The sequence below is a fragment of the Variovorax sp. Varisp46 genome (assembly GCF_059491885.1).
On sequence record NZ_CP168515.1, the window covers coordinates 4,368,461 to 4,392,598 of the forward strand.

Consider the following 24,138-nt stretch of genomic DNA (forward strand, 5'->3'; position numbering starts at 1 on the left):
GTTCCGCGGTGTTCTGGAAGGGAGCGTCGTCAGTGGCGGAAATGCCGTACGCCCGACAGCACCATCACCACGCCGCGCTCGTCGGCAGCGTCGATCACTTCCTGGTCGCGCATCGAGCCGCCCGGCTGGATGACGCAGCTCGCGCCCGCATCGACCACCACGTCGAGGCCGTCGCGGAACGGAAAGAAGGCGTCGCTCGCCACGGCCGTGTCCTTCAGCGACAGGCCGGCGTGCTCGGCCTTGATGCTTGCGATGCGCGCCGAATCGAGGCGACTCATCTGGCCCGCGCCCACGCCCATGGTCATGCCGTTGGCGCAGAACACGATCGCGTTGCTCTTGACGTACTTCGCGACCTTCCAGGCGAACAGCAGGTCCTGCAGCTGCTGCGGCGTGGGCTGCTTCTTGCTGACCACCTTGAGGTCGCTGGCGGCCAGCTCGTGGTTGTCGGCGGTCTGGATCAGCAGGCCCGAGCCGACGCGCTTCACGTCCATGGCGTTGCGGCCGTTGTCCCAGTCGGTGGCGCCGCCACGGGAGCCAGGCGACCCTGCGGTCGCGGGCAGCGCGATTTCGAGCACGCGCACGTTGAGCTTGGCCTTGGTGGCCTGGAACACTTCGAGCGCCTCGGGCGTGTAGCCCGGCGCCATCAGCACTTCGACGAACTGCTTGGCGATTTCCTGCGCGGTCGCGCCGTCCACTGGGCGGTTGAAGGCGATGATGCCGCCAAAGGCCGAGGTCGGGTCGGTCTTGAAAGCCTTGCCGTAAGCCTCGGCCGCATCCTTGCCGATGGCCACGCCGCACGGGTTGGCGTGCTTCACGATCACGCAGGCGGGCACGTCGAAGCTCTTCACGCATTCCCATGCGGCATCGGCGTCGGCGATGTTGTTGTAGCTGAGCTCCTTGCCCTGCAGCTGCTTGGCCGACACGAGCGAACCGGGCGCCGGGTACAGGTCGCGGTAGAACGCAGCCTGCTGGTGCGGGTTCTCGCCGTAGCGCAGGTCCTGCACCTTCACGAAACGGCCGTTGCTCTGCGCGGGGAACAGCGAGCGCTTGGGCGCGGGCTGGCCGATGCTGGCGTCGAAGTCGATGGCCGAGAGGTAGTCGCTGATGGCACCGTCGTAGTCGGCGATGCGGTTGAACGCGGCGACCGAGAACGCGAACTTGGTCTTGTCGCTGAGCTTGCCGCCGGCCTTCAGTTCGACCAGCGCCACGGCGTACTGCGATGCGTCGGTCAGCACGCCCACGTCCTTCCAGTTCTTGGCCGCGCTGCGCACCATGGCCGGGCCGCCGATGTCGATGTTCTCGATCGCGTCTTCGAGCGTGCAGCCGGGCTTGGCCACCGTGGCTTCGAACGGGTACAGGTTGACCACCAGCAGGTCGATGGTGTCGATGCCATGTTCCTTGATGGCCGCCACGTGCGCGGGCAGGTCGCGGCGCGCGAGCAGGCCGCCGTGGATCTTCGGGTGCAGCGTCTTCACGCGGCCGTCGAGCATTTCGGGGAAGCCGGTGTGGTCGGCGACTTCGGTGACGGGCAGGCCGGCATCGGCCAGCAGCTTGGCGGTGCCGCCGGTGGACAGCAGCCTGATGCCCAGCGCATGCAGCGCCTGGGCGAATTCGAGGATGCCGGTTTTGTCGGAAACGGAGATGAGTGCGGTCTGGGCCATGGGATATGCCGTGGAGTTATTTCAAAAGTTTGTGTTCGACCAGCTTCTTGCGAAGCGTGTTGCGATTCAGGCCCAGCCATTGCGCGGCTTTGGATTGGTTGCCTTCCGCGCGCGTCATGACGACGTCGAGCAGGGGTTTCTCGACCACGCGCACGAGCATTTCGTACATGCCGTCGGGTTCGGTGCCGCGCAGGTCGCGAAAGTAGCTGTCCAGACTGGTGCGTACGCAGTCCTCGATATGTTTCTTGCTCATTGCTTCTTCTCTTTTTCTCAATCGACGGCGCAAGCCGCCTCCTCTTCACCCGACGACGCCTCTTCGTCCGCCAGGTGCTGCACGGGCATGCGGTCCATGCGGTCCGCCAGCCCGTCGAAATAGCCGCCGACCGCGCGCAGCTGCTCGGCACAGTCCTCGATGGTGTTCATGCGTGCGCGGAACGCTTCGCCGTCGGGCAGCGTGCGCACATACCAGCCGATGTGCTTTCGCGCCGTGCGCACACCGCTGTAGTCGCCGTACAGCGCATAGTGCTCCACCAGGTGGTCGAGCAGCAAGCGGCGCACTTCGGCCACCAGCGGCGGCGCGCGGTGCGTACCGGTCTCCAGGAAATGCGCGATCTCGCGGAAGATCCACGGCCGGCCCTGCGCGGCGCGGCCGATCATCACCGCGTCGGCGCCGGTGGCCGCAAGCACGTCGCGCGCCTTCTCCGGCGAACGAATGTCGCCGTTGGCCACCACCGGCACGCGCACCGCGGCCTTTACCGCCGCGATGGTGTCGTACTCGGCAAAGCCCTTGTAGCCCTGCTCGCGCGTGCGGCCGTGCACCGTGAGCATCTGCACGCCGACCGATTCGAAATCGCGCGCGAGCTTCACCGCGTTGCGGTGCTCTTCGCTCCAACCGGTGCGCATCTTGAGCGTGACCGGCACGTTGAAAGGCTGCGCGGCATCGACCACGGCCTGCACGATTTCAAGCGCCAGCGGTTCGTCGCGCATCAGCGCCGACCCGGCCCACTTGTTGCAGACCTTCTTGGCCGGGCAGCCCATGTTGATGTCGATGATCTGCGCGCCGCGCTCGATGTTGTAGACCGTGGCCTCGGCCATCATGGCCGCGTCGGTGCCGGCGATCTGCACCGCGATGGGGCCCGGTTCGCCGTCGTGGTTCGCACGGCGCGATGTCTTGAGCGTGCCCCAGAGTTCCTTGCGCGACGTGACCATCTCGCTGACCGCGTAGCCGGCGCCGAGTTGGCGGCACAGCATGCGGAAGGGCCGGTCCGTCACGCCGGCCATGGGCGCGACGAACAGGCGGTTTTCCAGCGTGTGGGTGCCGATCTGCAAGGTCATTTGGAAGGGGAGCGGTGCGCGTTCGGCTGCTGAAAAATGAGGCACGATTGTAGCCACGCCGCATTTCAGCGACTGAAACGATTTGCGGTCCGGGTACCCGTGTAAACACCGGTGCGATCCGGGGCTTTCTCCCACGGAATTGCGAGGTGAGCACTGCCTATACTTCGCCCACCTTATGCAAGCGTGGCTCGACTCCCTCATGGCGCTGCTGGCGCTGCCGCAATACGGCCTGTCGACCCTGTTCGTCGCGGCCTTCGTCTCGGCCACGCTGCTGCCGGTGGGCTCCGAGCCCTTTCTCTTCGGGCTGCTCAAGCTCAACCCCGACATGTTCTGGCCGGCCATCGCGGTGGCCACCATCGGCAACACGCTGGGGGGCGCGGTCGACTGGTGGATGGGCTACGGCGCGCACAAGGTGGCCGACAAATACTCGCACTCGAAACACCATGTGCGGGTTCTGGGCTGGCTGGAGCGGCTCGGCCCGAAGGCCTGCCTGCTCAGCTGGCTGCCGCTGGTGGGAGATCCGCTGTGCGCGGTGGCGGGCTGGCTCAAGCTGCCGTTCTGGCCTTGCGTGGCCTACATGGCGATCGGGAAATTCCTGCGCTACATCACCATGACGGTGGCGCTGCTGCAGGTCTTCTGATCAGTTCAACAAAGCGTAGGGGCCGCCGCGCTCGAGTGCGCGCTTGTACGCGGGACGCGCGTGGATGCGCTCCAGGTACGACATCAGCTTCGGCCGCTTCGCATCGAGCCCGCCGCGCGCCTGCGAAGCTTCGACCACGAAGCTCATCTGGATGTCGGCGCCTGTGAAGGCATCGCCCGCGAACCACTCGCTCTTGCCGAGTTCGGCCTCCATGTAGTTCAGGTGATTCGCGATGTTCGGGTTGATGAACGCCGACTTCGCCTTTGCGGCGATGGCCTTGGCGATGGGCTTCGCGAAGAAGGGCATCTTGCTCGTCTCGATGCGGTCGAACACCAGCTTCAGCAGCAGCGGCGACATCGCCGTGCCTTCGGCGAAATGCAGCCAGTAGCGATAACGCAGCGCCTCGGGCGAACCCGCCGCGGGCGCGAGGCGGCCGTTGCCATGGCGCTCGATGAGCGTCTCGATGATCGCGCCCGACTCCGCGAGCGTGAGCCCGTCCTGCGTCGTGACGACCGGGGACTTGCCCAGCGGATGGACAGCCCGCAGCGAAGCGGGCGCCAGACTGGTTTGCGGATCGCGCTGGTAGTGGACGATCTCGTAGGGCAGCTCGAGTTCTTCGAGCAGCCAGAGCACGCGCTGCGAGCGGGAGTTGTTGAGGTGGTGGACGGTGAGCATGGAGGCGGGCCTTGTCAGGAGGAATCGAGCGATTCGGGCGCGCGGAGTCTACCCAACAACATGCGAAAACCCACGAGCCGCGTTTTCGCGAGACACCGAGGAACCGGCTCCGCCGGGCCTCAGGTGTCGCCCCCGGTAGGGGGAAGGCGAAGCGACACGAAGTGCGCGCAGCCTGGGGGCGAGCCCTGTTACGAACTGAACAGGAAGTTCATCACGTCGCCATCCTTCACGACGTATTCCTTGCCTTCAGAACGCATCTTCCCCGCGTCCTTCGCGCCCTGCTCGCCCTTGAAGGCGATGTAGTCCTCGAACGCGATGGTCTGGGCGCGGATGTAGCCCTTCTCGAAGTCGCCGTGGATCACGCCGGCCGCCTGCGGGCCGGTGTCGCCGATGTGGATGGTCCAGGCGCGCACTTCCTTCACGCCGGCGGTGAAGTAGGTCTGCAGGCCCAGCAGCTTGAAGGCGGCGCGAATCAGGCGGTTCAGGCCGGGTTCTTCCTGCCCGATCTCGGCGAGAAACATCTTCTTGTCTTCGTCATCCATCTCGGCCAGGTCGGCTTCGATCTTGGCGCAGATGGCGACCACGGGCGCTCCTTGCTTGGCGGCGTACTCGCGCAGGCGATCGAGGTAGGGGTTGTTCTCGAAGCCGTCTTCCGCCACGTTGCCGACGAACATCGCGGGCTTGGCGGTGATCAGCGTGAAGCTCTTCACCAGCGGCTGCTCTTCCTTCGTGAACTCGAGCGCGCGCACCGGCGTGTTCTCGTTCAGCGCGGCCTGGCAGCGCTCGAGCAGGCCGACGAGCTTCTGCGCGTCCTTGTCGCCCGAACGGGCCACCTTGGTGTGGCGGTGCAGCGCCTTCTCGACCGTGGCGAGGTCGGCCAGGCAGAGTTCGGTCTGGATCACTTCGATGTCGGAGATCGGGTCGACCTTGCCGGCCACGTGGATCACGTTCTCGTCGTCGAAGCAGCGCACCACGTTGACGGTGGCGTCGGTCTCGCGGATGTGCGCCAGGAACTTGTTGCCCAGGCCTTCGCCCGTGCTGGCACCGGCCACCAGGCCAGCGATGTCGACGAACTCGACGATGGCGGGCACGATGCGCTCGGGCTTGACGATCTCGCTCAGTTGCGCAAGCCGCGGATCGGGCACTTCCACCACGCCCACGTTGGGCTCGATGGTGCAGAACGGATAGTTCTCGGCCGCGATGCCGGCCTTGGTCAGCGCATTGAAAAGGGTGGATTTACCGACGTTGGGCAGGCCGACGATGCCGCATTGCAAACTCATGGGGGGTCCTCTTGGGTAACCGCCAATTTTAGGCGAGCGGGATTGCAGGCCGGTCCGGGCAGGGCTTCACCCCCTCCTACCCTACCCAAAAACATCAGGGTTAGCCCCGATTAGCAAACGTTTGCGCAAACGTTTCCCTCGGCTAACATCGGAGCCCCCGGCAAAGACCGGCGTACCGCTCTGATCAACCATCCCAGGAGACATTCCCATGAAGTTCACCCGCCGTACCCTGCAAAGCGCTGCCGCCCTCATGCTGCTGGGCGCCATTGCCGGAACCCCCGCCTTCGCACAGGACAAGCCCAAGGTCGCGCTGGTCATGAAGTCGCTGGCCAACGAGTTCTTCCGCACCATGGAAGACGGCGCCAAGGCGCACCAGAAGGCCCATGCCTCCGAATACACGCTGGTGGCCAACGGCATCAAGGACGAGACCGACACCGCCGCCCAGATCAAGATGGTCGAGCAGATGGTGGCGCAGAAGATCAACGCGCTGGTGATCGCCCCGGCCGATTCGAAGGCGCTGGTACCGGTGATCAAGGCCGCCATCGACAAGGGCATCCTGGTGGTCAACATCGATAACCAGCTCGACGCGGCCGCGCTCAAGGAAAAGGGCATCCAGGTGCCGTTCGTCGGCCCCGACAACCGCGCCGGCGCCAAGCTGGTGGGCGATGCGCTCGCCAAGGAGCTGAAGGCCGGCGACAAGGTCGGCATCATCGAAGGCGTGTCGACCACCTTCAATGCACAGCAGCGCACGCTGGGCTATCAAGATGCCATGAAGGCTGCCGGCGCAACGGTGGTGGGCGTGCAGTCGGGCCAGTGGGAAATCGACAAGGGCAACACGGTGGCCGCCGGCATGATGCGCGAGCACCCCGACCTGAAGGCCCTGCTCGCCGGCAACGACAGCATGGCGCTGGGTGCCGTGGCTGCGGTCAAGGCCGCGGGCAAGACCGGCAAGGTGCTGGTGGTGGGCTACGACAACATCGGCGCCATCAAGCCGATGCTCAAGGACGGCCGCGTGCTCGCCACCGCCGACCAGTTCGCCGCCAAGCAGGCCGTGTTCGGCATCGAGACCGCGCTGAAGGCCATCGCCGACAAGAAGAAGCAGTCGGAGATGCCCGCCGAAGTGAAGACCGACGTGGTGCTGGTCACGAAGTAATGCTCGCCCCCAGGCTTCGCGCACTTCGTGTCGCTTCGCCTTCCCCCTACCGGGGGCAACACCTGCGGCCCGGCGGAGCCGGTTCCGCGGTGTTTCTGGAATAAGGTTGCCAATCGATGGCTGATAACAATCGCAGCGCACCCGTGCTCTCGCTGAGCGCCATGGGCAAGGACTATGCGGCGCCGGTGCTGGACGACGTCTCGCTCGTGCTCAATGCCGGCGAAGTGCTGGCCCTCACGGGCGAGAACGGCGCCGGCAAGAGCACCCTGTCGAAGATCGTCTGCGGCCTGGTGCAGCCCACGCGCGGCCAGATGCTGCTCGACGGCAAGCCCTTTGCGCCCACCTCGCGCCGCGACGCCGAGCGGCTGGGCGTGCGCATGGTCATGCAGGAGCTCGGGCTCGTCACCACGCTGTCGGTGGCCGAGAACCTGCTGCTCGACCGCCTGCCCAACAAGACCGGCTGGATCCGCCGCGGCAAGCTGCACGAGCTGGCCGCGCGCCAGCTCGCCAAGATCGGCATGCAGAACATCGACCCGGCCACGCCCGTGGCGCGCCTGGGCATCGGCCAGCAGCAGATGGTGGAGATCGCGCGCAACCTGCAGGACGACACGCGCGTGCTGGTGCTCGACGAGCCCACCGCCATGCTCACGCCGCGCGAAACCGCGCACCTGTTCGAGCAGATCGACCTGCTGAAGGCGCGCGGCGTGGCCATCGTCTACGTGTCGCACCGCCTTGAAGAATTGCAGCGCATCGCCGACCGCGTGGCGGTGCTGCGCGACGGCCGGCTGGTCGACGTGCGCGCCATGGCCGGCGTGCGCGAATCCGAACTGGTGCAGCGCATGGTGGGCCGCGCGGTGCACGAGCATGAAGGCCGCGATCGCCGCGTGGCAGGTCCGGTGCTGCTGAGCGCGCGCGGCATCGGCCGGGCGCAGGCCGTGCGCGACGTCGACATCGACCTGCGCGCGGGCGAAGTCATGGGTCTGGCCGGCCTGGTCGGCTCGGGCCGGACCGAACTGGTGCGCCTGCTGTTCGGCGCCGACCGCGCGGACCGCGGCGAGATCTCCCTCTATGAAAACGGCCAGCCCACGCAGCACGCGCGCAAGGGCTGGCGCTCGCCGATGCAGGCCATCCGCGCCGGCATCGGGCTGGTCACCGAAGACCGCAAGTCGCAAGGATTGCTGCTGCCGCAGTCGATCCGCGTCAATGCCACGCTGAGCGACCTCGGCGCCATCTCCCATGCCGGCTGGCTGCAGCGCGCCAAGGAGCGCGGCATTGCGCAGCGGCTGGTGGAGCTGCTGCGCGTCCGCTCGCGCAGCATCGAACAACCGGTCGCCACGCTCAGCGGCGGTAACCAGCAGAAGGTGGTGTTCGCGCGCTGGCTGCACCGCGAATGCAAGGTGCTGCTGCTCGACGAACCCACGCGCGGCGTGGACGTGGGCGCGCGCGCCGACCTGTACGCCGAACTCGACCGCATGACCGGCGCCGGCAAGGCGCTGCTGATGGTGTCGAGCGACCTGCGCGAACTGATGGCCATGTGCGACCGCATCGGCGTGATGAGCGCCGGCCGGCTGGTCGCGGTGTTCGAGCGCGGCGCGTGGACCGAACAATCGCTGCTGGCCGCAGCATTCAGCGACGCGACAGGACGCGCCGCCAGCCCGCCGACGGTATCTCCCGTTTCCGATTCGACCCCGGTCACCGCCGACACACCATGAACGCCGAAGCCTCCACCAAACAAAACCCGCCGGCCTCGCCCTCCGCACTCAAAGGCCAGCTCGGCACCTACCTCGGCCTGACGGTCGTGCTCGTGGGCATGATCGCGCTGTTCGGAACGCTCAGCGAATACTTCCTGACGCGCGAGACCTTCGTCTCCATCGCGAATGAAATCCCCGCGCTGGCCGTGATGGCCGTCGGCATGACCTTCGTGCTGATCATCGCGGGCATCGACCTGTCCGTCGGCTCCGTGCTGGCGCTGAGCGCCGCGGTCACGGCGGCCGCCATCCTCGAATGGAAGCTCTCGGTGCCGCTGGCCGCCGTGCTCGGCCTCGCGACAGGGCTCGTCTGCGGCACGGTCACCGGCGCGGTGTCGGTCGCCTGGCGGCTGCCGAGCTTCATCGTCTCGCTGGGCATGCTCGAAGCGGTGCGCGGCGGCGCCTACCTCGTGACCGATTCGCGCACGCAGTACGTGGGCGACGCCATCTCGGGCCTGGCCGCGCCGTGGATCGGCGGCATCTCGGCCGCCTTCGTGCTCGCAGTGGTGCTGGTGGTCATCGCGCAGATGGTGCTCACGCGCACGGTGTTCGGACGCCACGTGGTGGGCATCGGCACCAACGAAGAAGCAATGCGCCTGGCGGGCGTGGACCCACGCCCCATCCGCATCATCGTGTTCGCCGCCACCGGCCTGCTGGCCGGGCTCGCGGGCCTGATGCAGTCGGCCCGGCTCGAAGCGGCCGACCCCAACGCCGGCGTCGGCATCGAGCTGCAGGTGATTGCGGCCGTGGTCATCGGCGGCACCAGCCTCATGGGCGGGCGCGGCTCGGTGATCAACACCTTCTTCGGCGTGCTGATCATCGCGGTGCTCGAAGCCGGCTTGGCGCAGGTGGGCGCCAGCGAGCCGAGCAAACGCATCATCACCGGCGCGGTGATCGTGGTGGCCGTCATCATCGACACGCTGCGCCAGCGCCGCGCGGATCGCCGCCTGGCCTGACGGCATCCCGCCCCACGAGGAACACAAAAAGCCATGGCCACCATCAAGGACGTCGCACTGAAGGCGGACGTTTCCGTCACCACCGTGTCGCACGTGGTCAACGACACGCGCCACGTGAGCGCCAAGGTGCGCGAGCGCGTGGAGCTCGCCATCCGCGAACTGGGCTACGTGCCCAACGCGATGGCGCGAAGCCTGAAGAGCAACACCACCTCGACGCTGGGCATGCTGATTCCCAACAGCTCGAATCCCTACTTCGCCGAGATCGTGCGCATCGTGGAAGACCGCTGCTTCGGCGCCGGCTACACGCTGGTGCTGTGCAACACCGATGACGAACCGCACCGCCAGAGCGTCTACCTGAAGGTGCTGGCCGAGCGCCGCATCGACGGGCTGATCGTGGTGTCGACCGGCGCGGGCACCGCCGACGACGATTCGCTGGCGAAGCAGCTGCACGGCCTGCGCGTGCCGACCGTGCTGGTCGACCGCGAGATCGACGACCCGGCCTGCGACCTGGTGGAAACCGCCCACATGCAGGGCGGCCTGCTCGCGGTGCGGCACCTGCTGTCGCTGGGCCACAAGCGCATCGCCTGCATCGGCGGGCCCGCGGGCGTGATGCCGAGCGAGCAGCGCATCGAAGGCTGGCGCATGGCGTTGGCCGAGACCGGCGCGACGCCCGACATCGCGAACGCCAGCGCACTGCTGTGGCGCGGCGGCTTCACCAGCCAGGGCGGCTACGAGGCCATGCACGCCATCCTGCGCACCGAGCGCAAGCCCTCGGCCGTGTTCGTCTGCAACGACCTGATGGCCATCGGCGCACTGCGCGCGGCGCATGAAAGCGGCGTGCGCGTACCCGACGAACTCTCGATCGTCGGCTTCGACGACATCGAACTCTCCGCCTACACCAGCCCCCCGCTCACCACCGTGGCGCAGCCCAAGGAGCGCATCGGCGCGCTGGCGGTCGACATGCTGCTCGAACGCGTAGGCGGCAAGCGGCGCGACGCACGCAAGGTGGTGCTGCAGCCCGAGCTGCGCGTGCGCGCCTCGACCGCGCGGCATGCGAGCTTCCGCGAGCCCGCCGCGCCCCTTGCGACCGAAACGCCTGCAACGCAAACCCGAAAGTCCCGCACCCCGTGAGCCCGAAGCCTTCTTCCAGCAGCCCCTCCCGGGCGCCGCGCATCGTGGTGCTCGGCAGCCTCAACATGGACCTGGTGCTGCGCGTACCGCATGCGCCGGCCGCGGGAGAAACCCTGCTCGGCCATTCGATCGCCACCATTCCCGGCGGCAAGGGCGCCAACCAGGCGGTGAGCTGTGCGCGCGAAGGCGGACAAGTGCAGATGATCGGCTGCGTCGGCGGCGACGCGCATGGCACGGCTCTGCGCAACGCGCTGCAGAACGACGGCATCGACACCGCCGCGTTGCGCACCGTGGCCGACGAGCCCACCGGCACGGCGCTGATCCTCGTGGAAGACAGCGGGCAGAACCGCATCGTGATGATTCCCGGCGCCAACGCCCGGGTAGAGGTGGACGAAGCCGCGCTGAAGCAGCAGGTGCAGGGCGCGGCCTTCCTCGTCACGCAATTCGAGACCCCCATGGACCAGGTCGCGCGCGCCATCGCGGTAGCGCACGGCACGGGCTGCAAGGTGCTGCTCAACCCGTCGCCGGTGCAGGCGATCGCCGAGCCGCTGTGGCCGCTGATCGACACGCTGGTGGTCAACGAGATCGAGGCGCAGACGCTGTGCGGCCAGTCCGCCGACAGCCCGCAGGAAGCCGCGCAGGCTGGCCAGGCGCTGCGCGCCAAGGGCATCGCGCGCGTGGTGGTCACGCTGGGTTCGCGCGGCGCCGTGGCCGTCGATGCCGACGGCGCGCGCCATCATCCCGCGCCTAAGGTGCAGGCGGTCGACACCACGGCCGCCGGCGACACCTTCCTGGGTGCGCTCGCGGTCGCGCTGGGCGAAGGCCAGTCCTTCGACGAGGCCGTGCGCCTGGGCATTCGCGCCGCGGCGCTGTGCATCCAGCAGCCCGGCGCCCAACCTTCCATCCCGCAGCGCGACGCCGTGCTGCGCAGTCCCTTGCCTCCCGACTGGATCACGCTGTGAAACGCACCGCCCTGCTGCACGCCGAACTCTCCCATGTGATCGCCTCGCTGGGCCACGGCGACATGCTCGTGCTCGGCGACGCCGGCCTGCCGATTCCGGATGGCCCGCGCCGCATCGACCTCGCGGTGGCGCGCGGCGTGCCGCAACTCGACGACGTGCTGCAGGCGGTGCTGTCGGAGATGCAGGTGGAAGGCATCGTGATCGCCGACGAGGCGCTCGACGGCGATGGCGACACGAAGAAATTGCCGGGCTGGTATCCGCAGTCGCTGGGCATCGAGCCCCAGACCGTGTCGCACGAGGAATTCAAGCGCCGCACCGCCAAGGCCCGCGCCATGGTGCGCACGGGCGAATGCACGCCCTACGCGAACATCATCCTGATCGCCGGAGTGAAGTTCTGAGGCGCCGCTCGAGCGCCTTCGCTCATTCGAACTTGTAGTTCGCGCCCACGGACTGGCCGACCTTGAGCATGTGCTCCACACCCTGGATCACGATGCAGTTCATGCCGAAGGTGATGCCGCCATCCACGCGCGCGTCGGCGCGATAGGTGCGCAGCGTGTCGCCGACCTCGGGGCTGCTGAGGGCGGTGGCCGGGTCGATGTCCGGGATCGGGCAGCGCGTGCAGGGCTTGACGGGGCGCAGTTCGGCCTCGCCTTCACCGGTCGTGATGTGCAGCGCGTCGATGCGGTCCTCGTCGTGCGACTCGATGCCCGCGAGCACGATGTTGGGGCGGAAGCGCTCGATGCCCACGGCCCCGTGGCCCTGTGCCGCAAGGCGTTCGTTGAGCTCGGCCAGCGAGCCCTCGCTCGCCACCAGCAGCGCGTAGCCGTCGGCGAACTGGGTCTGCGCCTCGACGCCGGCGGTCCACTTCATACTCGACAGGCGCTTGTGCTCGGGGTCGAAGCGCACGAGGCGCAGGGTCTGCGGCCTGCCGGGCTCCGAGAGGAAATCGCTGAACCACTGGGCGGCGATGTCGCCCATGTCGTAGGCGGGCACCTCGTCTTTCCATACGCGCACCCGCACCGGCTTCTCGACCCGGTCGAAGGCCAGGTGCAGCGCCAGCATGCCAGGGGCGCGCAGCACCACTTCCATCTGCTTCATCTGCGGCTTGATCAGCGCCATGCGCGGCAGCTGCCGCTGGGTGACGAACTCGCCCTGCGCGTCGACCACCATCCAGGCCCGGTCGAACTCCAGCCCGGTCTCGGTCAGCAGCATTTCGGGAAGCTCGACCCCGGCGCAGGACTTGACCGGGTAGATGAACAGGCGCGCGATGGTGGCTTCGAGGTCGAAAGCAGGCTGGGACACGGTGGGGGTTCCTTGGAATTCGGCGGCAATTGTCCGGCATCGAGGCGCCCCGAAAACTCCCCGCCGCAGGAAAAGGCCCACGCCCCGCCCTGGACGGGCAACTCCTACAATCGTTCGATGGCTCTCCCCCCAGAAGTTTGCATTCGTGGCGCCGGCATCGTCGGCCGCACGCTGGCCCTGCTGCTCGCGCGCGAACGTGTGCGCGTCGCGCTGGTGGTGCCGCCGGCCACGCAGGGCAAGGAAGACATCCGCGCGTATGCGCTCAACACTGCCTCGCGCGCGCTGCTCGAATCGCTGCGCGCCTGGCCCGACGCCGTCCACGCCACCGCTGTGCGCGAAATGCTGGTGCACGGCGACGAAGGCGGACGGGTGCAGTTCAGCGCCGCACGCCAGAAAGTCGATGCGCTGGCCTGGATCGTCGACGTGCCCGCGCTCGAGCAGCAGCTGGCCGATGCGGTGCGCTTCCAGCCCCAGATCGAGGTCGTGGCCGAGCCCGTCGTCGCCCCGCTCACCGTGGTGTGCGAAGGCAAGGCCAGTACCACGCGCGAAGCGCTTGGCGTGAGCTACGAGGTCACGCGCTATCCGCAGCACGCGATCGCGGCGCGCATGGAGGCCGAGCAGTCGCACGACGGCATCGCGCGCCAATGGTTCAACGACAGGGGCGAAGTGCTCGCGCTGCTGCCGCTCGGCGGCACGCACGGCAAGACGGTCGCACTGGTGTGGTCGGTCGACCAGCTGCGCGCGCCCGACCTGCTCGCACAGGGCAACGACGAATTCAACGCCGCCGTCACCGAGGCCAGCCACAACGCGCTCGGCGCGCTCAAGCTCACGAGCGAGCGCGGCGCATGGCCGCTGGCGCGCGCCATCGCCGACCGCTGGACCGGCGCCATGCCCGGCCAGCCGACCCGCTCCTGGGCCCTGGCTGGCGACGCCGCCCACACGGTGCACCCGCTGGCCGGCCAGGGCCTGAACCTGGGCCTGGCCGATGCGGCCGAGCTGGCCGAGGTGATCAGGAACCGCGATTACTGGCGCAGCGTGGGCGATGCCCGCCTGCTGCGCCGTTACGAGCGCGCCCGCCGTGCCGACGTGCTGCAGATGAGCCTCGCAACCGATGGACTGCAGCAGCTTTTCTCGCACAACCTCGGCCCGCTTCCTGCATTGCGCAACTGGGGCATGCGCGGTTTCGACCGCACGCGCCTCGTCAAGCACTGGATCACGGCGCAAGCCATGGGCCTGAAGGCCTGACGCGCCCACTTATTCTCGAATCGAACCAACGGATCTCCCGATGACACTCGTACGCAACCTCCTATTCGCCGCCTGCACGCTGGGCGCGGTCGTGGCCGCCACCGCCGGCGAAGCCGAGATCCGCAAGAACCTGCCGGCGCGCATTCCGCAGTTCCCGGCGATCGACGAAGTCTCGAAGTCGCCGATCCCGGGCGTCTACGAAGTGCGCGTGAACGGCGCGCAGATCTTCTACACCGACGAGCAGGGCAACTACCTGATCCAGGGCAACCTGATCGACGTGAAATCGCGCAAGAACCTGACCGAAGAGCGCGTGGAAAAGCTCAGCGCCGTCGCCTTCGACCAGCTGCCGCTGAAGGACTCGATCAAGATCGTGCGCGGCAACGGCAAGCGCAAGCTCGCGGTGTTCGAAGACCCGAACTGCGGCTACTGCAAGCGCTTCGAGAAGGACATGAAGACGGTCGACAACGTCACCGTGTACCTGTTCCTGTACCCGGTGCTGGGCCCCGACTCGAACGTCAAGTCGCGCGACATCTGGTGCAGCAAGGACAAGGGCAAGGCCTGGGGCGACTGGATGGAAGCCAGCACCAAACCCGCCACCGCGGCCAGCAGCTGCGACGTGACCGCGCTGCAGCGCAACGTCGAGTTCGGCCGCAAGTACAACATCACCGGCACGCCCACGCTGATCTTCAGCGACGGCACCCGCACGCCCGGCGCCATTCCCGCAGAGCAGGTCGAGAAGCAGCTCGCCGCTTCGTCCAGCTGATGGCGGCGAAGGCTCTCGCGCAGCGCGCCGCAGGCGTGCGCTATCGCGTCGAATGTGCGGATCTTCACGCACACCTCTTCGACATCACGCTCACCATCGACGCGCCCACGGCGCAGCAGCGCGTGTCGCTGCCGGTGTGGATTCCGGGCAGCTACCTGGTGCGCGAGTTCGCCAAGAACCTGCAGGGCCTGCGCGCCACGCAGGGCCGACGCAAGCCGGCGCTCACGCAGCTCGACAAATGCAGCTGGCTCGTCGAGTGCACGCCCGGGCAGCCGCTGGTACTGCACTACCGGGTCTGCGCCTACGACAACTCGGTGCGCACCGCCTGGCTCGATGCCGAGCGCGGCTTCTTCAACGGCACCAGCGTGTGCCTGCGCGTCGAAGGCCAGACCGAGGCGCCGCATGCGCTGGAGATCGTCGCGCCCGTGTTGGCCGATGACGCTGCGCGCTGGTCGTGCGCCACTGCCTTGGTGCCGCTGAAGGCCGACAAGCACGGCTTCGGCAGCTACCAGGCCTCGGGCTACGATGAATTGGCCGACAGCCCCGTCGAGCTGGGCGCCTTCTGGAGCGCCGAGTTCGAAGCCTGCGGCGTACCGCACCGCTTCGTGATCGCGGGTGCCGCGGCCTCGTTCGATGGCGACAAGCTGATCGCCGACACCAAGGCCATCTGCGAAGCAGAGATGCGCTTCTGGCACGGCGAAAAGGTCGGCAAGCGCGGCGGGCCGAAGCCGCCGATCGACCGCTACGTGTTCATGCTCAACGCGGTCGACGACGGCTACGGCGGGCTCGAACACCGCCATTCGACCGCGCTGATCTGCAACCGCCGCGACCTGCCGCAGCGCGGCGAGAAGAAGAAGCAGCCCGACGGCTACACCACGCTGATGGGACTCATCAGCCACGAGTACTTCCACACCTGGAACGTCAAGCGCATGCGGCCGGCAGAGTTCGCGCGCTACGACTACAGCCAGGAAAACTACACGCAGCTGCTGTGGTTCTTCGAAGGCTTCACCAGCTACTACGACGACCTGCTGCTGCGCCGCGCCGGGCGCATCGACGATGCGGCCTACCTGCGCCTGCTCAACAAGACCATCAACCAGGTCATGCAGACGCCGGGCCGGCTGGTGCAGCCGGTGGCCGACGCGAGCTTCGACGCCTGGGTCAAGTACTACCGCCAGGACGAGCAGACGCCCAACAGCACGGTGAGCTACTACACCAAGGGCGCGCTGGTGGCGCTGTGCTTCGACCTCACCTTGCGCCATGAAGGCAAGGGCACGCTCGACGACGTGATGCGCCACCTGTGGACGCACAGCGGCGGCGGCCCGATCAGCGAGGCCGACATTGCTGCCGCGCTCGAGGCCGTGAGCGGCCGCTCGTATGCGGCGGAGCTCGCGCGCTGGGTGCATTCGACCGAGGAGCTCCCGCTCGCGCAGTTGCTGCGCGCGCACGGCGTGGCCACGCTCGAAGACCCCTCGCAGCAGGCGCAGGCGCTGGGCCTGCGCGTGGCCGAGGCCAATGGCGGCGTGCAGGTGAAGGTGGTGTTGCGTGGTGGCGCGGCCGAGAAGGCCGGTTTTTCCGCGCACGACGAGTGGATCGGCATCGAGCTGCCCGCTGTCGGCAGGAAGGGCCAGCAGCGGCCGGCGCAGGCCTGGCGCATCGCCAAGCTCGACGACCTCGCGCTGTACCTGGGTGATGCGGCGAAGTGCACGGCCATCGTGGCGCGCGACCGCAAACTGGTCAGGCTGCCGCTGGTGCTGCCCGTCGGGGCGACCACCTGGCGCCTGTTCTCGCACGACGCCGCCAAGGTGGCGAACTGGCTGGGCAGTTAACTCGCCTCTTTGTCCTCCCCCCGCGATGGGTCGGCGTTCTCGCATCGGGAACTCCGGGCCATGCTGGGTATAGTGAAGCGCGTTTTTTCCCTTCCCCCGGAGACACCATGAGCTACGAAAACATCGAAGTGCGGACCGAAGCTGGCAAGGTCGGCATCATCACCCTCAACCGCCCGAAGGCCCTGAATGCGCTGAACGACGCGCTCATGACCGAACTGGGCCAGGCGCTCAAGGCCTTCGATGCGGACGACGCCATCGGCTGCATCATCCTCACGGGCAGCGAGCGCGCCTTCGCCGCCGGCGCCGACATCGCGGCGATGGCCAAGTACAGCTTCATCGACACCTACAAAGGCGACTACATCACGCGCAACTGGGAAACCATCCGCTCGATCCGCAAGCCGGTGATCGGCGCGGTGGCCGGCTTTGCCCTGGGTGGCGGCTGCGAGCTGGCGATGATGTGCGACTTCATCATCGCGGCCGACAACGCCAAGTTCGGCCAGCCCGAGATCAAGATCGGCGTGATCCCCGGCGCCGGGGGCACGCAGCGCCTGCCGCGCGCGGTGGGCAAGAGCAAGGCCATGGACATGGTGCTCACCGCCCGCATGATGGACGCCGCGGAAGCCGAGCGCGCCGGTCTCGTAAGCCGCGTGGTGCCGTTCGAGAAGCTCGCCGACGAGGCGCTGGGCGCGGCGCTGATCATCTGCGGCTTCTCGCAGGTCTCGGTGATGGCGGCCAAGGAATCGGTCAACCGCGCCTTCGAGAGCGGCCTGAGCGACGGCGTGATGTTCGAGCGGCGCCTGTTCCACGCGCTGTTCGCCACGGCCGACCAGAAGGAAGGCATGGACGCCTTCCTGAACAAGCGCGCACCGGACTTCAAGAACGCCTGATCGCCCGATCGGGCCTCCGGTTCAACGCGCCAGCAGCGCGCGCAGCGCATCGAGCGCCTGCGCCGGCGGCGTGCCGACCAGCGCGGTGCCGCCGGGGTGCGGCGTCCAGCGCACCTGGTCGCCCGCAATCTCGAGCACGGCGATGAGCGTGTCGCCGCGATAGAGCGACAGTCGCGCCTCCACCGGGGCACCGAAGGGCGCATCGGGTGTGGTGGCCGAGCGCGCCACCGTGCCCACCAGGGCAGGCAAGCCTTCGACGTCGCCCCGCGCGCGCCGCGCGCCGGCGTCCGAACTGAACGATGTCCAGCGCTCCAGCGCGGAGAAGGACGGCGGCCCGTCGGCTCGAGACGCCGCTGCCTTCGCCGCGTGCGGCGAAGCGTCCTGCAACGCACCGGAGGCTTGCCCGCTGGCACCGCTCTGGCTGGCAAGCGCCGAGGCGTCCTGCGACTGGCGGGAGAGCGGGGCGGCGGCCGGCGGCGATGCAACGGATGGAGCGGGCGCGGCCGGTGCGGGGGCGTAGGCGCGCCGGCGTTCGCTTTCCATGCGCTCTTCGCGACGCTCGTCCTGCGCGGGGGCTTGGGCGGCCTGCTCGGCGACGATGGCGGGAGGCGCCGGCGCCACGGGCGTGGGCGCGGGCACCGCCTCCCTGCGCGATGGCTGGGCGCGTGCCGCTTCCTTGATAGGCGCCGTGTCGCGCGGCACCTTGGCGCGCTGTTCGGCAGCAGGCGCGGCCGGTGTCGGCGGGGCTTGCTTCGCCGCGGCCGGCGGCGCCGTCGCGGGTTCAGGGACGGCAGCCGTCGCGGGTGCAGGCGCTGCAGGAGCCGCGGGGGCTTCGGCCGCGGGCGCGGCGGCGCCGCCGACACGCGCCTCCCCGTCAAGCCGCGCATCGGGCACCGGTTCGCTGCGCCACAGCACGGTAATGAACGCGGCCACCAGTACCGTTGCGAAGGCCGCATTCCACGGCATGCGCGGATGCGGCTCTGCGCCACCGCCGAACAGGCGGCGCCACCACGGCCGAGCACTCGCGCTGTTGGCGGCCGTGCCCGCAGTCGACGCCGGCGCCGCAGCCAGGTTGTGCGCCATCTTCAGGATCGCGTCGCGCGTGCGCGGATCGGGCGTGGCCTCGCCGTCGGGCGCGTGGTCCAGCGCACGGCGCAGCGCCGGGTCGCGCAGGTCGTCGTCGCGGCCGTCTTCGAAACCGGTGGTGTTGCCGCTCATGCCCGTTGCTCCAGCACCGACAGGTAGCGCTCCATGCAGGCGCGCAGCTTCTGCAGGCCGTAGCGCAGGCGGCTGCGCACGGTCTCGAATCCGATCTCCAGGCTCGCGGCCAGCGCTTCAACGGTCAGGCCGTCTTCATGGTGCAGCAGGAACGCGGCGCGCTGCTCGGGCGGCAGTTCGTCGAGGCAGGCCAGCAGGCGGCGGCCCGCGGCGCGCCAGAACGCGAGCTCTTCGGCCGACGGATGCGCGGCCGCATCGACAGCGCCGCGCACACCGCGGTCGAGCGTGGGGACGGGATCGCTGTCGTCGTCCGCATGCGCATCGAGCGCCACTTCGCGCCCGCTCACGCGCAGCCGGTCCATCGCGAGGTTGTGCGCGATGGTGAAGGCCCAGGTGCGCCAGGTCGCGCCCTGCGGCGAGAAGCTCTCGCGCGCCGAGATGATCCGCACCCAGGTGTCCTGGAAAACCTCGTCGGCCTGCGCCGCCAGCCGCGCGCCCAGCAGCCGCTTGACGAAGCGGAACAGCCCGCCTTCGTGGCGCGCGTAGAGCACGTCGAACGCGGCGGCGTCGCCCTGCGCATAGGCCAGCATCAACTGGTCGTCGGGCATGGCCTGGCGCTCGGGGGCGTTCTTGGCGGAAGGGGCGCGGGGAAGCGCGGACATCGGCGGATTTTCACCCGAGCTTGTACGGGCGGCGGAAGGCATCGGGGTTCAGGGCGGCAAAAAAAGCGGCGGGGCTCAACCCCGTTGGCGGCGGCCCGCCGTATCAGCCTGCACCCAACCACCCGGAGTCCCTCCATGATCCACGCCTTCGCTCCCCGCTTCCGCCGGCCGCTCGTCGTGCTGCTGTGCGCCCAACTGCTCCTGACGGCCTGCGGCGCCACCAAGCCCTCGGCCACGGCCGACGGCCCTGTCAGATGGCCGACGCCCGCGCCCGACAGCCGCACGCAGGCAACGCTTGCCGTGCCGAATTTCGAGGCGCCATCGGCCACCGGCTGCGCCCGGCCGATCCAGACGCACGAGACGCCGGGCCTGCAGCGCAACGCCCAGTTCGAAGGGCACGCCCTGCGGGAAAGACGCGCGCTCGCCGACGCGGCCACGCCGCCGGATGCGCTGCGCAAGCCGTCGCACGCAGAAGCCGCGGGCGCATTGGCCGCCTCTCCCGCGCCGATCGCCGAGGCCCCGCCCGCGGCGATGGCGATGCCCTCTCCCGCCGCATCCGCCGCTCCCCGCATCGCCGTCCAGCCGCCGGCGCAAGCACCACGCCCGGCCAGCGAGCCCGTCACCGCCGGCATGGTCGACGACAACGCCGACTTCGGCGAATACCTCGCCTTCCGCGGCCGCACCCAGGTCGCCCACCGTGAACGCGACATCAGCGCGCGCTACCTGCTCCAGGTGCGCGATGCGCGCGGCGCCGTCGTGCCCGATGCCGAAGTGGCCGTGCAGGCCGCGAACGGCGCCGCCATGTGGGCGCGCACCGACGCGGGCGGGCGCGCGTGGCTGCACCCGAACGCCTTCGACAAGGCCCGCAGCGAGTTGTACGAAGTGACCGTGCGCAAGAACGGCCGCCAGAGCACCGCCTTCTTGCAGCGCGGCCAGAAGAATGCCGTCGACGTCGTGCTCCCAGGCAAGCCGGGCGCCGCACCCGCGCGCGCCCGGCTCGACCTGGTCTTCCTGATCGACGCCACTGGTTCGATGGACGACGAGATCGCCAAGCTGAAGACCACCCTGCGCACCATCGCCGACCAGGTGGCCAGGCTGCCGAGCCGCCCCGACACCTGCTTCGGCCTGGTGGCGTACCGCGACCGCACCGACGACTTCCTGGTGCGCCGCCATGACTTCACCAATGACCTGAACGCCTTCCAGGGCGTGCTCGACGCCCTGCGCGCCGCGGGCGGCGGCGATTACCCCGAGGCGATGAACGAGGCCCTGAACGAAACGGTCCACAAGCTGAGTTGGCGCGGCAACGGCACCACCCGCCTCGTGGTGCTGCTGGCCGATGCGCCGCCGCACCTCGACTACGGCGGCCCTCAGTACGACGACGACATGGTCGCCGCGCTGGGCAAGGGCATCAAGGTGTTCAGCGTGGGCGCCTCGGGGCTCGACCAGCAGGGCGAATACATCCAGCGCCAGATCGCGCAGTACACCGGCGGGCGCTTCGTGTTCCTCACCTACAAGGAGGCGGCGGACCCGGCCAGCGGCCCCGGAACGCAGACCGTGCACGACGTCGGCAACTACTCGGTGCAGACGCTGGACAAGCTGATCGTGAGGCTCGTTTCCGAAGAATTGGGCAAGTTGCCCGCGGGTGGTTGAACTGGGCCCTCAGCCTGGGCTATAATTTTGGGCTCGGTGCAAAACTGCACTGACGGCTCTTTAGCTCAGTCGGTTAGAGCGATGGAATCATAATCCACAGGTCCGCGGTTCGAGTCCGTGAAGAGCCACCAACAAAACGAAAAGCCTTGCAAGTCAACGACTTGCAAGGCTTTTTTCCTTGTGGGGCACGCCTGATTCTCCAGCCCGGCAGCGCCGGCGCGGGCCCTCCCCGGGTACGCCCGCCATCTGGCCAACGGGCATACCCAGTTTCGGTGATGGCGCCCGCCCGGGCGGTCCACAAGAATCGCCGGAAAGAATAAATATTCACAATCACACCCTTCTCGGCCACCTCCCTTCCGGAGGGGGTGGTGTGTTCGGGGGCGCCTGAGTTGTCCAGGAATCAGGGGAAGTTCTTGCGGTCCCTGTTCGGCTGGGCGGCATGACGCGGCATCGATAGCAGAGGGGACGTAGACAGGGGGTCTTCGGTGCCACTCAGTTACCTTCTCCAGCTGGAGCATGCTCGCCTGCCGATGCATGTGACCGACGCGCAGGACGTGCGACGCGTTTCCGTCCTGAAAGCGACCGGCCTCATCGAGGCCTCCATCGACCCGGCTTTCGACACCGGGGGCAGCTACAGGCTGGCGCAGGCGGCGCTGGTGGTCTGCATCACCGACGAGGGGCATGCCGAGATCGGCAACCTGCGCGGCCGCGGCAGGGTCGGGGCCGCACCGAAGTCCGCAAGAACAGGCCCGGAGCCCCTGGACTACCTGCGCACGATCGAACGATCGACATTCCCGCTTCGCGTGCAGGACCCGCAGGAGATCAACTGCATCGAGGCCCTGAAGCAGGCCGGGTTCGTCGATGCGGCGATCAGCCCCGCGCTGGCGTGGAAGAGCAGCAGCGAGCCGCAGGAGCTGGCGGTGATCCGGCGCATCACGCCGTTCGGGCGGGCGCAGCTTGCGCGGGGCACCAAGTAATTTCGCGGCATCGGGAATACGCAGGGCCGCATCAGCCTTCGATGCCGGCGCGCAGCATCCCAAGCGAAGCGCTCAGGAGCCGCCGAAGCGATGTCCGGTGAGTGGCATCCGCTGTCAATCGAAGGCGGTGGCGCGAGCCCTCCTCGTCGAATCAGTACGAAATGCCTAACGCCGCGCGCATCGCCCCTCGCATGCCCGTCTCTCTTTGCATACATCCACGCCCTTTCCCCTTCCCCGCCAGCGCGATGCCTATTCAACAGGCAACGTGATGGGAACCCACGCCAGCTCTCGCTTCGCCTCTTCGCCTCCACCCACAACTCACAGAGTTGTCCACAGAAAACCCGAACAAGTCATCGAACTGTCAAAGAGATGCCGTCGCGACGTAGCCCTTGAATTGTTCGCGCAGCCTGGTCTTCAGCAGCTTGCCGGTGGCTGTATGCGGCAGGCTGTCGACGAAAGCCACGTCATCCGGTAGCCACCACTTCACGACGCGCTCCGCGAGGAAAGTAAGCAGTTCCTCGCGAGTGACTTCGACACCCGCGCGCCTGACCACGATGAGCAGCGGTCGCTCCTGCCACTTCGGGTGCGCGATGCCGATCACCGCCGCCTCGGCCACGGCCGGGTGTGTGCTCGCGGCGTTCTCGAGCTCGATGGAAGAGATCCATTCGCCGCCCGACTTGATGACGTCCTTCGCGCGATCGACCAGCTGCACGTAGCCGTCCTCGTCGATGTTGGCGACGTCGCCGGTCGGGAAGAAACCTTCGGCATCGAGCACCGGGCCGCCCTCGCCCTTGAAGTAACCGCTCGCGATCCACGGGCCGCGCACGTGCAGGTGGCCGAAGGCCTTGCCGTCGTACGGCAGACGCTGGCCGTCCTCGCCGACGATCTTCAGCTCCACGCCCCACACGCCTCGGCCCTGGCGCATTTTCACGCGCGTCTGCTCTTCCTTCGGCATCGACAGGTGCTTGGGCAGCAGGTTGCCGATCACGCCGATGGGGCTGGTCTCGGTCATGCCCCAGCCCTGCACGAAGTCGGCGCCGAAGTCGCGCTCGAAGCGCTCGATCATGCTGCGCGGCGTGGCCGCGCCACCCACGCCGATGCGCTTCAGGCCGATGGCGCGGGTGTCGATTTCAGGGTGGGCGTCGAAGTACTGGAACAGCATGAGCCAGATGGTGGGCACGGCCTGCGAGAAGCCGACCTTCTCGTCGCGCATCAGTTCGTAGAGGCTCTGGCCGTCCATGTGCGGGCCGGGCATGACCAGCTTCATGCCGGTCATCGCCGCCGCATACGGCATGCCCCATGCGTTGGCATGGAACATCGGCACCGCGAGCAGCAGCGTCATCTGCGAGTTGACGCCGAAGGTGTCGGGGCCGCACTCCATCAGCGAGTGCAGCACGGTGGAGCGATGCGAATACAGCACGCCCTTCGGATTGCCCGTGGTGCCCGAGGTGTAGCAGAGCGACGAGGCGGTGCGCTCGTCGAATTCGGGCCACTCGTACTGCTCGCTCTGCGAGCCCACGAGCTCGTCGTAGCACAGCAGGTTGGGTACGTCGATGGCGGGCATGTGCGCGCGGTCGGTCATCGCGATGAAGGCGCGCACCGACTTCAGCGCCGGCGCGAGCTTTTCGACCAGCGGCGCGAAGGTGGTGTCGAAGAACAGCACCTTGTCTTCGGCATGGTTGACGATGTAGTCGACCTGCTCCGGAAAGAGCCGCGGGTTCACGGTGTGCAGCACCGCGCCCGTGCCCGACACACCGAAATACAGCGCGAGGTGGCGCCATGTGTTCCACGCGAGCGTGCCGACGCGGTTGCCCGGTTCGATGCCCAGCACCTTCATCGCATTGGCCACCTGCTTGGCACGGCGCTGTATCTCCGCGTAGTTGGTGCGGTGCACCGGCCCCTCCACGGTGCGGCCGACGACTTCGGCTTTTGGATGAAAGGTGGCTGCGTAGTCGATGAGCGACGAGATCAGCAGCGGGCGGTCTTGCATCAATCCGAACATGGGTCTTGTCTCCTGTACGCTGGGACGATGCTAGGCAGGCGCCATGCCGCGACGCATCGTCGAAA

At 68.1% G+C, this 24,138-nt stretch carries 22 protein-coding genes and 1 tRNA gene; 14 read left to right on the forward strand and 9 right to left on the reverse strand.

Annotated elements, in window-relative coordinates; all coding sequences use genetic code 11:
• Positions 1–29: 29 nt before the first annotated feature.
• The 3 genes from purH to dusB are packed head-to-tail and all read right to left on the reverse strand — an operon-like array spanning position 30 to position 2,996.
• On the reverse strand, positions 30–1,661 hold the full coding sequence (gene purH, locus ACEN9N_RS20705) for a bifunctional phosphoribosylaminoimidazolecarboxamide formyltransferase/IMP cyclohydrolase (RefSeq protein WP_495654422.1): 1,632 nt from the start codon (positions 1,659–1,661) through the stop codon (positions 30–32).
• Between the two features lie 16 nt (positions 1,662–1,677).
• Positions 1,678–1,914 carry a Fis family transcriptional regulator gene (locus tag ACEN9N_RS20710; protein ID WP_007838304.1) on the reverse strand — a complete coding sequence of 79 codons (237 nt, stop codon included), beginning with the start codon at positions 1,912–1,914 and terminating at the stop codon, positions 1,678–1,680.
• Positions 1,915–1,931: 17 nt separating this feature from the next.
• Positions 1,932–2,996: a tRNA dihydrouridine synthase DusB gene (dusB, locus tag ACEN9N_RS20715; RefSeq protein ID WP_007838305.1), complete on the reverse strand. Its 1,065-nt coding sequence runs from the start codon at positions 2,994–2,996 to the stop codon at positions 1,932–1,934.
• Positions 2,997–3,171: 175 nt separating this feature from the next.
• On the opposite strand from dusB, the gene ACEN9N_RS20720 reads away from it, so the two are divergent.
• Entirely contained in the window at positions 3,172–3,636 is a 465-nt protein-coding gene (locus tag ACEN9N_RS20720) for a YqaA family protein (RefSeq protein WP_007838306.1), read from the forward strand.
• Here the strand turns inward: ACEN9N_RS20720 and ACEN9N_RS20725 are convergent, their stop codons facing one another.
• Together ACEN9N_RS20725 and ychF are read right to left on the reverse strand one after the other, a co-directional pair.
• Complete coding sequence (locus tag ACEN9N_RS20725) at positions 3,637–4,311, reverse strand: glutathione S-transferase (protein ID WP_495654423.1); 675 nt, start codon at positions 4,309–4,311, stop codon at positions 3,637–3,639. It abuts the gene before it with no gap.
• Between the two features lie 188 nt (positions 4,312–4,499).
• Positions 4,500–5,591 (reverse strand): redox-regulated ATPase YchF, encoded by a 1,092-nt coding sequence (gene ychF / locus ACEN9N_RS20730; protein ID WP_007838310.1) that lies wholly within the window; start codon positions 5,589–5,591, stop codon positions 4,500–4,502.
• Positions 5,592–5,799: 208 nt separating this feature from the next.
• Here ychF and ACEN9N_RS20735 point away from each other — a divergent pair, with 208 nt between their 5' ends.
• From ACEN9N_RS20735 to rbsD, 6 genes are all read left to right on the forward strand, one after another.
• Positions 5,800–6,744, forward strand: a complete 945-nt coding sequence (locus ACEN9N_RS20735; protein ID WP_007838312.1) for a sugar ABC transporter substrate-binding protein — start codon at positions 5,800–5,802, stop codon at positions 6,742–6,744.
• A 116-nt stretch (positions 6,745–6,860) separates the two neighbouring features.
• Positions 6,861–8,456, forward strand: coding sequence for a sugar ABC transporter ATP-binding protein (locus ACEN9N_RS20740; protein ID WP_495654424.1), 1,596 nt, complete (start codon positions 6,861–6,863; stop codon positions 8,454–8,456).
• The gene (locus tag ACEN9N_RS20745; protein WP_007828919.1) at positions 8,453–9,448 is read left to right on the forward strand and encodes an ABC transporter permease; all 996 of its coding nucleotides are present in this window, start codon (positions 8,453–8,455) and stop codon (positions 9,446–9,448) included. Before ACEN9N_RS20740 ends, ACEN9N_RS20745 begins: the two co-directional genes overlap by 4 nt.
• A 33-nt stretch (positions 9,449–9,481) precedes the next feature.
• Positions 9,482–10,579: a LacI family DNA-binding transcriptional regulator gene (locus ACEN9N_RS20750; RefSeq protein ID WP_007828917.1), complete on the forward strand. Its 1,098-nt coding sequence runs from the start codon at positions 9,482–9,484 to the stop codon at positions 10,577–10,579.
• Positions 10,576–11,541 (forward strand): ribokinase, encoded by a 966-nt coding sequence (gene rbsK / locus ACEN9N_RS20755; RefSeq protein WP_495654425.1) that lies wholly within the window; start codon positions 10,576–10,578, stop codon positions 11,539–11,541. The genes ACEN9N_RS20750 and rbsK overlap by 4 nt, the downstream gene beginning before the upstream one ends.
• The gene (gene rbsD / locus ACEN9N_RS20760; protein WP_007828915.1) at positions 11,538–11,939 is read left to right on the forward strand and encodes a D-ribose pyranase; all 402 of its coding nucleotides are present in this window, start codon (positions 11,538–11,540) and stop codon (positions 11,937–11,939) included. The genes rbsK and rbsD overlap by 4 nt, the downstream gene beginning before the upstream one ends.
• 22 nt (positions 11,940–11,961) lie before the next feature.
• Here the strand turns inward: rbsD and ACEN9N_RS20765 are convergent, their stop codons facing one another.
• The gene (locus tag ACEN9N_RS20765; RefSeq protein ID WP_007828914.1) at positions 11,962–12,843 is read right to left on the reverse strand and encodes an MOSC domain-containing protein; all 882 of its coding nucleotides are present in this window, start codon (positions 12,841–12,843) and stop codon (positions 11,962–11,964) included.
• 117 nt (positions 12,844–12,960) lie between these two features.
• On the opposite strand from ACEN9N_RS20765, the gene ACEN9N_RS20770 reads away from it, so the two are divergent.
• The 4 genes from ACEN9N_RS20770 to ACEN9N_RS20785 all read left to right on the forward strand — a co-directional run bounded on the left by ACEN9N_RS20770 (position 12,961) and on the right by ACEN9N_RS20785 (position 17,564).
• Complete coding sequence (locus ACEN9N_RS20770) at positions 12,961–14,088, forward strand: FAD-dependent monooxygenase (protein WP_007828912.1); 1,128 nt, start codon at positions 12,961–12,963, stop codon at positions 14,086–14,088.
• A 40-nt stretch (positions 14,089–14,128) separates the two neighbouring features.
• Positions 14,129–14,851, forward strand: a complete 723-nt coding sequence (locus tag ACEN9N_RS20775; protein ID WP_007828910.1) for a DsbC family protein — start codon at positions 14,129–14,131, stop codon at positions 14,849–14,851.
• Positions 14,851–16,677, forward strand: coding sequence for a M61 family metallopeptidase (locus ACEN9N_RS20780; RefSeq protein WP_413314823.1), 1,827 nt, complete (start codon positions 14,851–14,853; stop codon positions 16,675–16,677). The genes ACEN9N_RS20775 and ACEN9N_RS20780 overlap by 1 nt, the downstream gene beginning before the upstream one ends.
• A gap of 107 nt (positions 16,678–16,784) precedes the next feature.
• Positions 16,785–17,564: an enoyl-CoA hydratase gene (locus ACEN9N_RS20785; protein WP_056595470.1), complete on the forward strand. Its 780-nt coding sequence runs from the start codon at positions 16,785–16,787 to the stop codon at positions 17,562–17,564.
• Positions 17,565–17,585: 21 nt separating this feature from the next.
• Here ACEN9N_RS20785 and ACEN9N_RS20790 read toward each other — a convergent pair whose 3' ends face one another.
• Both ACEN9N_RS20790 and ACEN9N_RS20795 read right to left on the reverse strand, forming a co-directional pair.
• Positions 17,586–18,782: a hypothetical protein gene (locus ACEN9N_RS20790; protein WP_495654426.1), complete on the reverse strand. Its 1,197-nt coding sequence runs from the start codon at positions 18,780–18,782 to the stop codon at positions 17,586–17,588.
• Positions 18,779–19,444 carry a sigma-70 family RNA polymerase sigma factor gene (locus tag ACEN9N_RS20795; RefSeq protein ID WP_007828902.1) on the reverse strand — a complete coding sequence of 222 codons (666 nt, stop codon included), beginning with the start codon at positions 19,442–19,444 and terminating at the stop codon, positions 18,779–18,781. The genes ACEN9N_RS20790 and ACEN9N_RS20795 overlap by 4 nt, the downstream gene beginning before the upstream one ends.
• A 135-nt stretch (positions 19,445–19,579) precedes the next feature.
• Between ACEN9N_RS20795 and ACEN9N_RS20800 the strand changes: the two genes are divergently transcribed.
• From ACEN9N_RS20800 to ACEN9N_RS20810, 3 genes are all read left to right on the forward strand, one after another.
• Entirely contained in the window at positions 19,580–21,094 is a 1,515-nt protein-coding gene (locus ACEN9N_RS20800; RefSeq protein WP_495654427.1) for a vWA domain-containing protein, read from the forward strand.
• A gap of 54 nt (positions 21,095–21,148) precedes the next feature.
• Positions 21,149–21,225: transfer RNA gene (locus tag ACEN9N_RS20805), tRNA-Met, on the forward strand.
• A gap of 399 nt (positions 21,226–21,624) precedes the next feature.
• Positions 21,625–22,071, forward strand: coding sequence for a hypothetical protein (locus ACEN9N_RS20810; RefSeq protein ID WP_413332473.1), 447 nt, complete (start codon positions 21,625–21,627; stop codon positions 22,069–22,071).
• A gap of 361 nt (positions 22,072–22,432) precedes the next feature.
• Here the strand turns inward: ACEN9N_RS20810 and ACEN9N_RS20815 are convergent, their stop codons facing one another.
• Positions 22,433–24,073, reverse strand: coding sequence for a 3-(methylthio)propionyl-CoA ligase (locus ACEN9N_RS20815; RefSeq protein WP_495654428.1), 1,641 nt, complete (start codon positions 24,071–24,073; stop codon positions 22,433–22,435).
• Positions 24,074–24,138 lie beyond the last annotated feature (65 nt).

Excerpts from the sequence above, each read along its gene's own strand:
- purH (WP_495654422.1), bottom strand. The coding sequence starts at position 1,661 with ATGGCCCAGACCGCACTCATCTCCGTTTCCGACAAAACCGGCATCCTC.
- ACEN9N_RS20710 (WP_007838304.1), bottom strand. The coding sequence starts at position 1,914 with ATGAGCAAGAAACATATCGAGGACTGCGTACGCACCAGTCTGGACAGC.
- dusB (WP_007838305.1), bottom strand. The coding sequence starts at position 2,996 with ATGACCTTGCAGATCGGCACCCACACGCTGGAAAACCGCCTGTTCGTC.
- ACEN9N_RS20720 (WP_007838306.1), top strand. The coding sequence starts at position 3,172 with ATGCAAGCGTGGCTCGACTCCCTCATGGCGCTGCTGGCGCTGCCGCAA.
- ACEN9N_RS20725 (WP_495654423.1), bottom strand. The coding sequence starts at position 4,311 with ATGCTCACCGTCCACCACCTCAACAACTCCCGCTCGCAGCGCGTGCTC.
- ychF (WP_007838310.1), bottom strand. The coding sequence starts at position 5,591 with ATGAGTTTGCAATGCGGCATCGTCGGCCTGCCCAACGTCGGTAAATCC.
- ACEN9N_RS20735 (WP_007838312.1), top strand. The coding sequence starts at position 5,800 with ATGAAGTTCACCCGCCGTACCCTGCAAAGCGCTGCCGCCCTCATGCTG.
- ACEN9N_RS20740 (WP_495654424.1), top strand. The coding sequence starts at position 6,861 with ATGGCTGATAACAATCGCAGCGCACCCGTGCTCTCGCTGAGCGCCATG.
- ACEN9N_RS20745 (WP_007828919.1), top strand. The coding sequence starts at position 8,453 with ATGAACGCCGAAGCCTCCACCAAACAAAACCCGCCGGCCTCGCCCTCC.
- ACEN9N_RS20750 (WP_007828917.1), top strand. The coding sequence starts at position 9,482 with ATGGCCACCATCAAGGACGTCGCACTGAAGGCGGACGTTTCCGTCACC.
- ACEN9N_RS20770 (WP_007828912.1), top strand. The coding sequence starts at position 12,961 with ATGGCTCTCCCCCCAGAAGTTTGCATTCGTGGCGCCGGCATCGTCGGC.
- ACEN9N_RS20775 (WP_007828910.1), top strand. The coding sequence starts at position 14,129 with ATGACACTCGTACGCAACCTCCTATTCGCCGCCTGCACGCTGGGCGCG.
- ACEN9N_RS20780 (WP_413314823.1), top strand. The coding sequence starts at position 14,851 with ATGGCGGCGAAGGCTCTCGCGCAGCGCGCCGCAGGCGTGCGCTATCGC.
- ACEN9N_RS20785 (WP_056595470.1), top strand. The coding sequence starts at position 16,785 with ATGAGCTACGAAAACATCGAAGTGCGGACCGAAGCTGGCAAGGTCGGC.
- ACEN9N_RS20790 (WP_495654426.1), bottom strand. The coding sequence starts at position 18,782 with ATGAGCGGCAACACCACCGGTTTCGAAGACGGCCGCGACGACGACCTG.
- ACEN9N_RS20795 (WP_007828902.1), bottom strand. The coding sequence starts at position 19,444 with ATGTCCGCGCTTCCCCGCGCCCCTTCCGCCAAGAACGCCCCCGAGCGC.
- ACEN9N_RS20800 (WP_495654427.1), top strand. The coding sequence starts at position 19,580 with ATGATCCACGCCTTCGCTCCCCGCTTCCGCCGGCCGCTCGTCGTGCTG.
- ACEN9N_RS20810 (WP_413332473.1), top strand. The coding sequence starts at position 21,625 with ATGCATGTGACCGACGCGCAGGACGTGCGACGCGTTTCCGTCCTGAAA.
- ACEN9N_RS20815 (WP_495654428.1), bottom strand. The coding sequence starts at position 24,073 with ATGTTCGGATTGATGCAAGACCGCCCGCTGCTGATCTCGTCGCTCATC.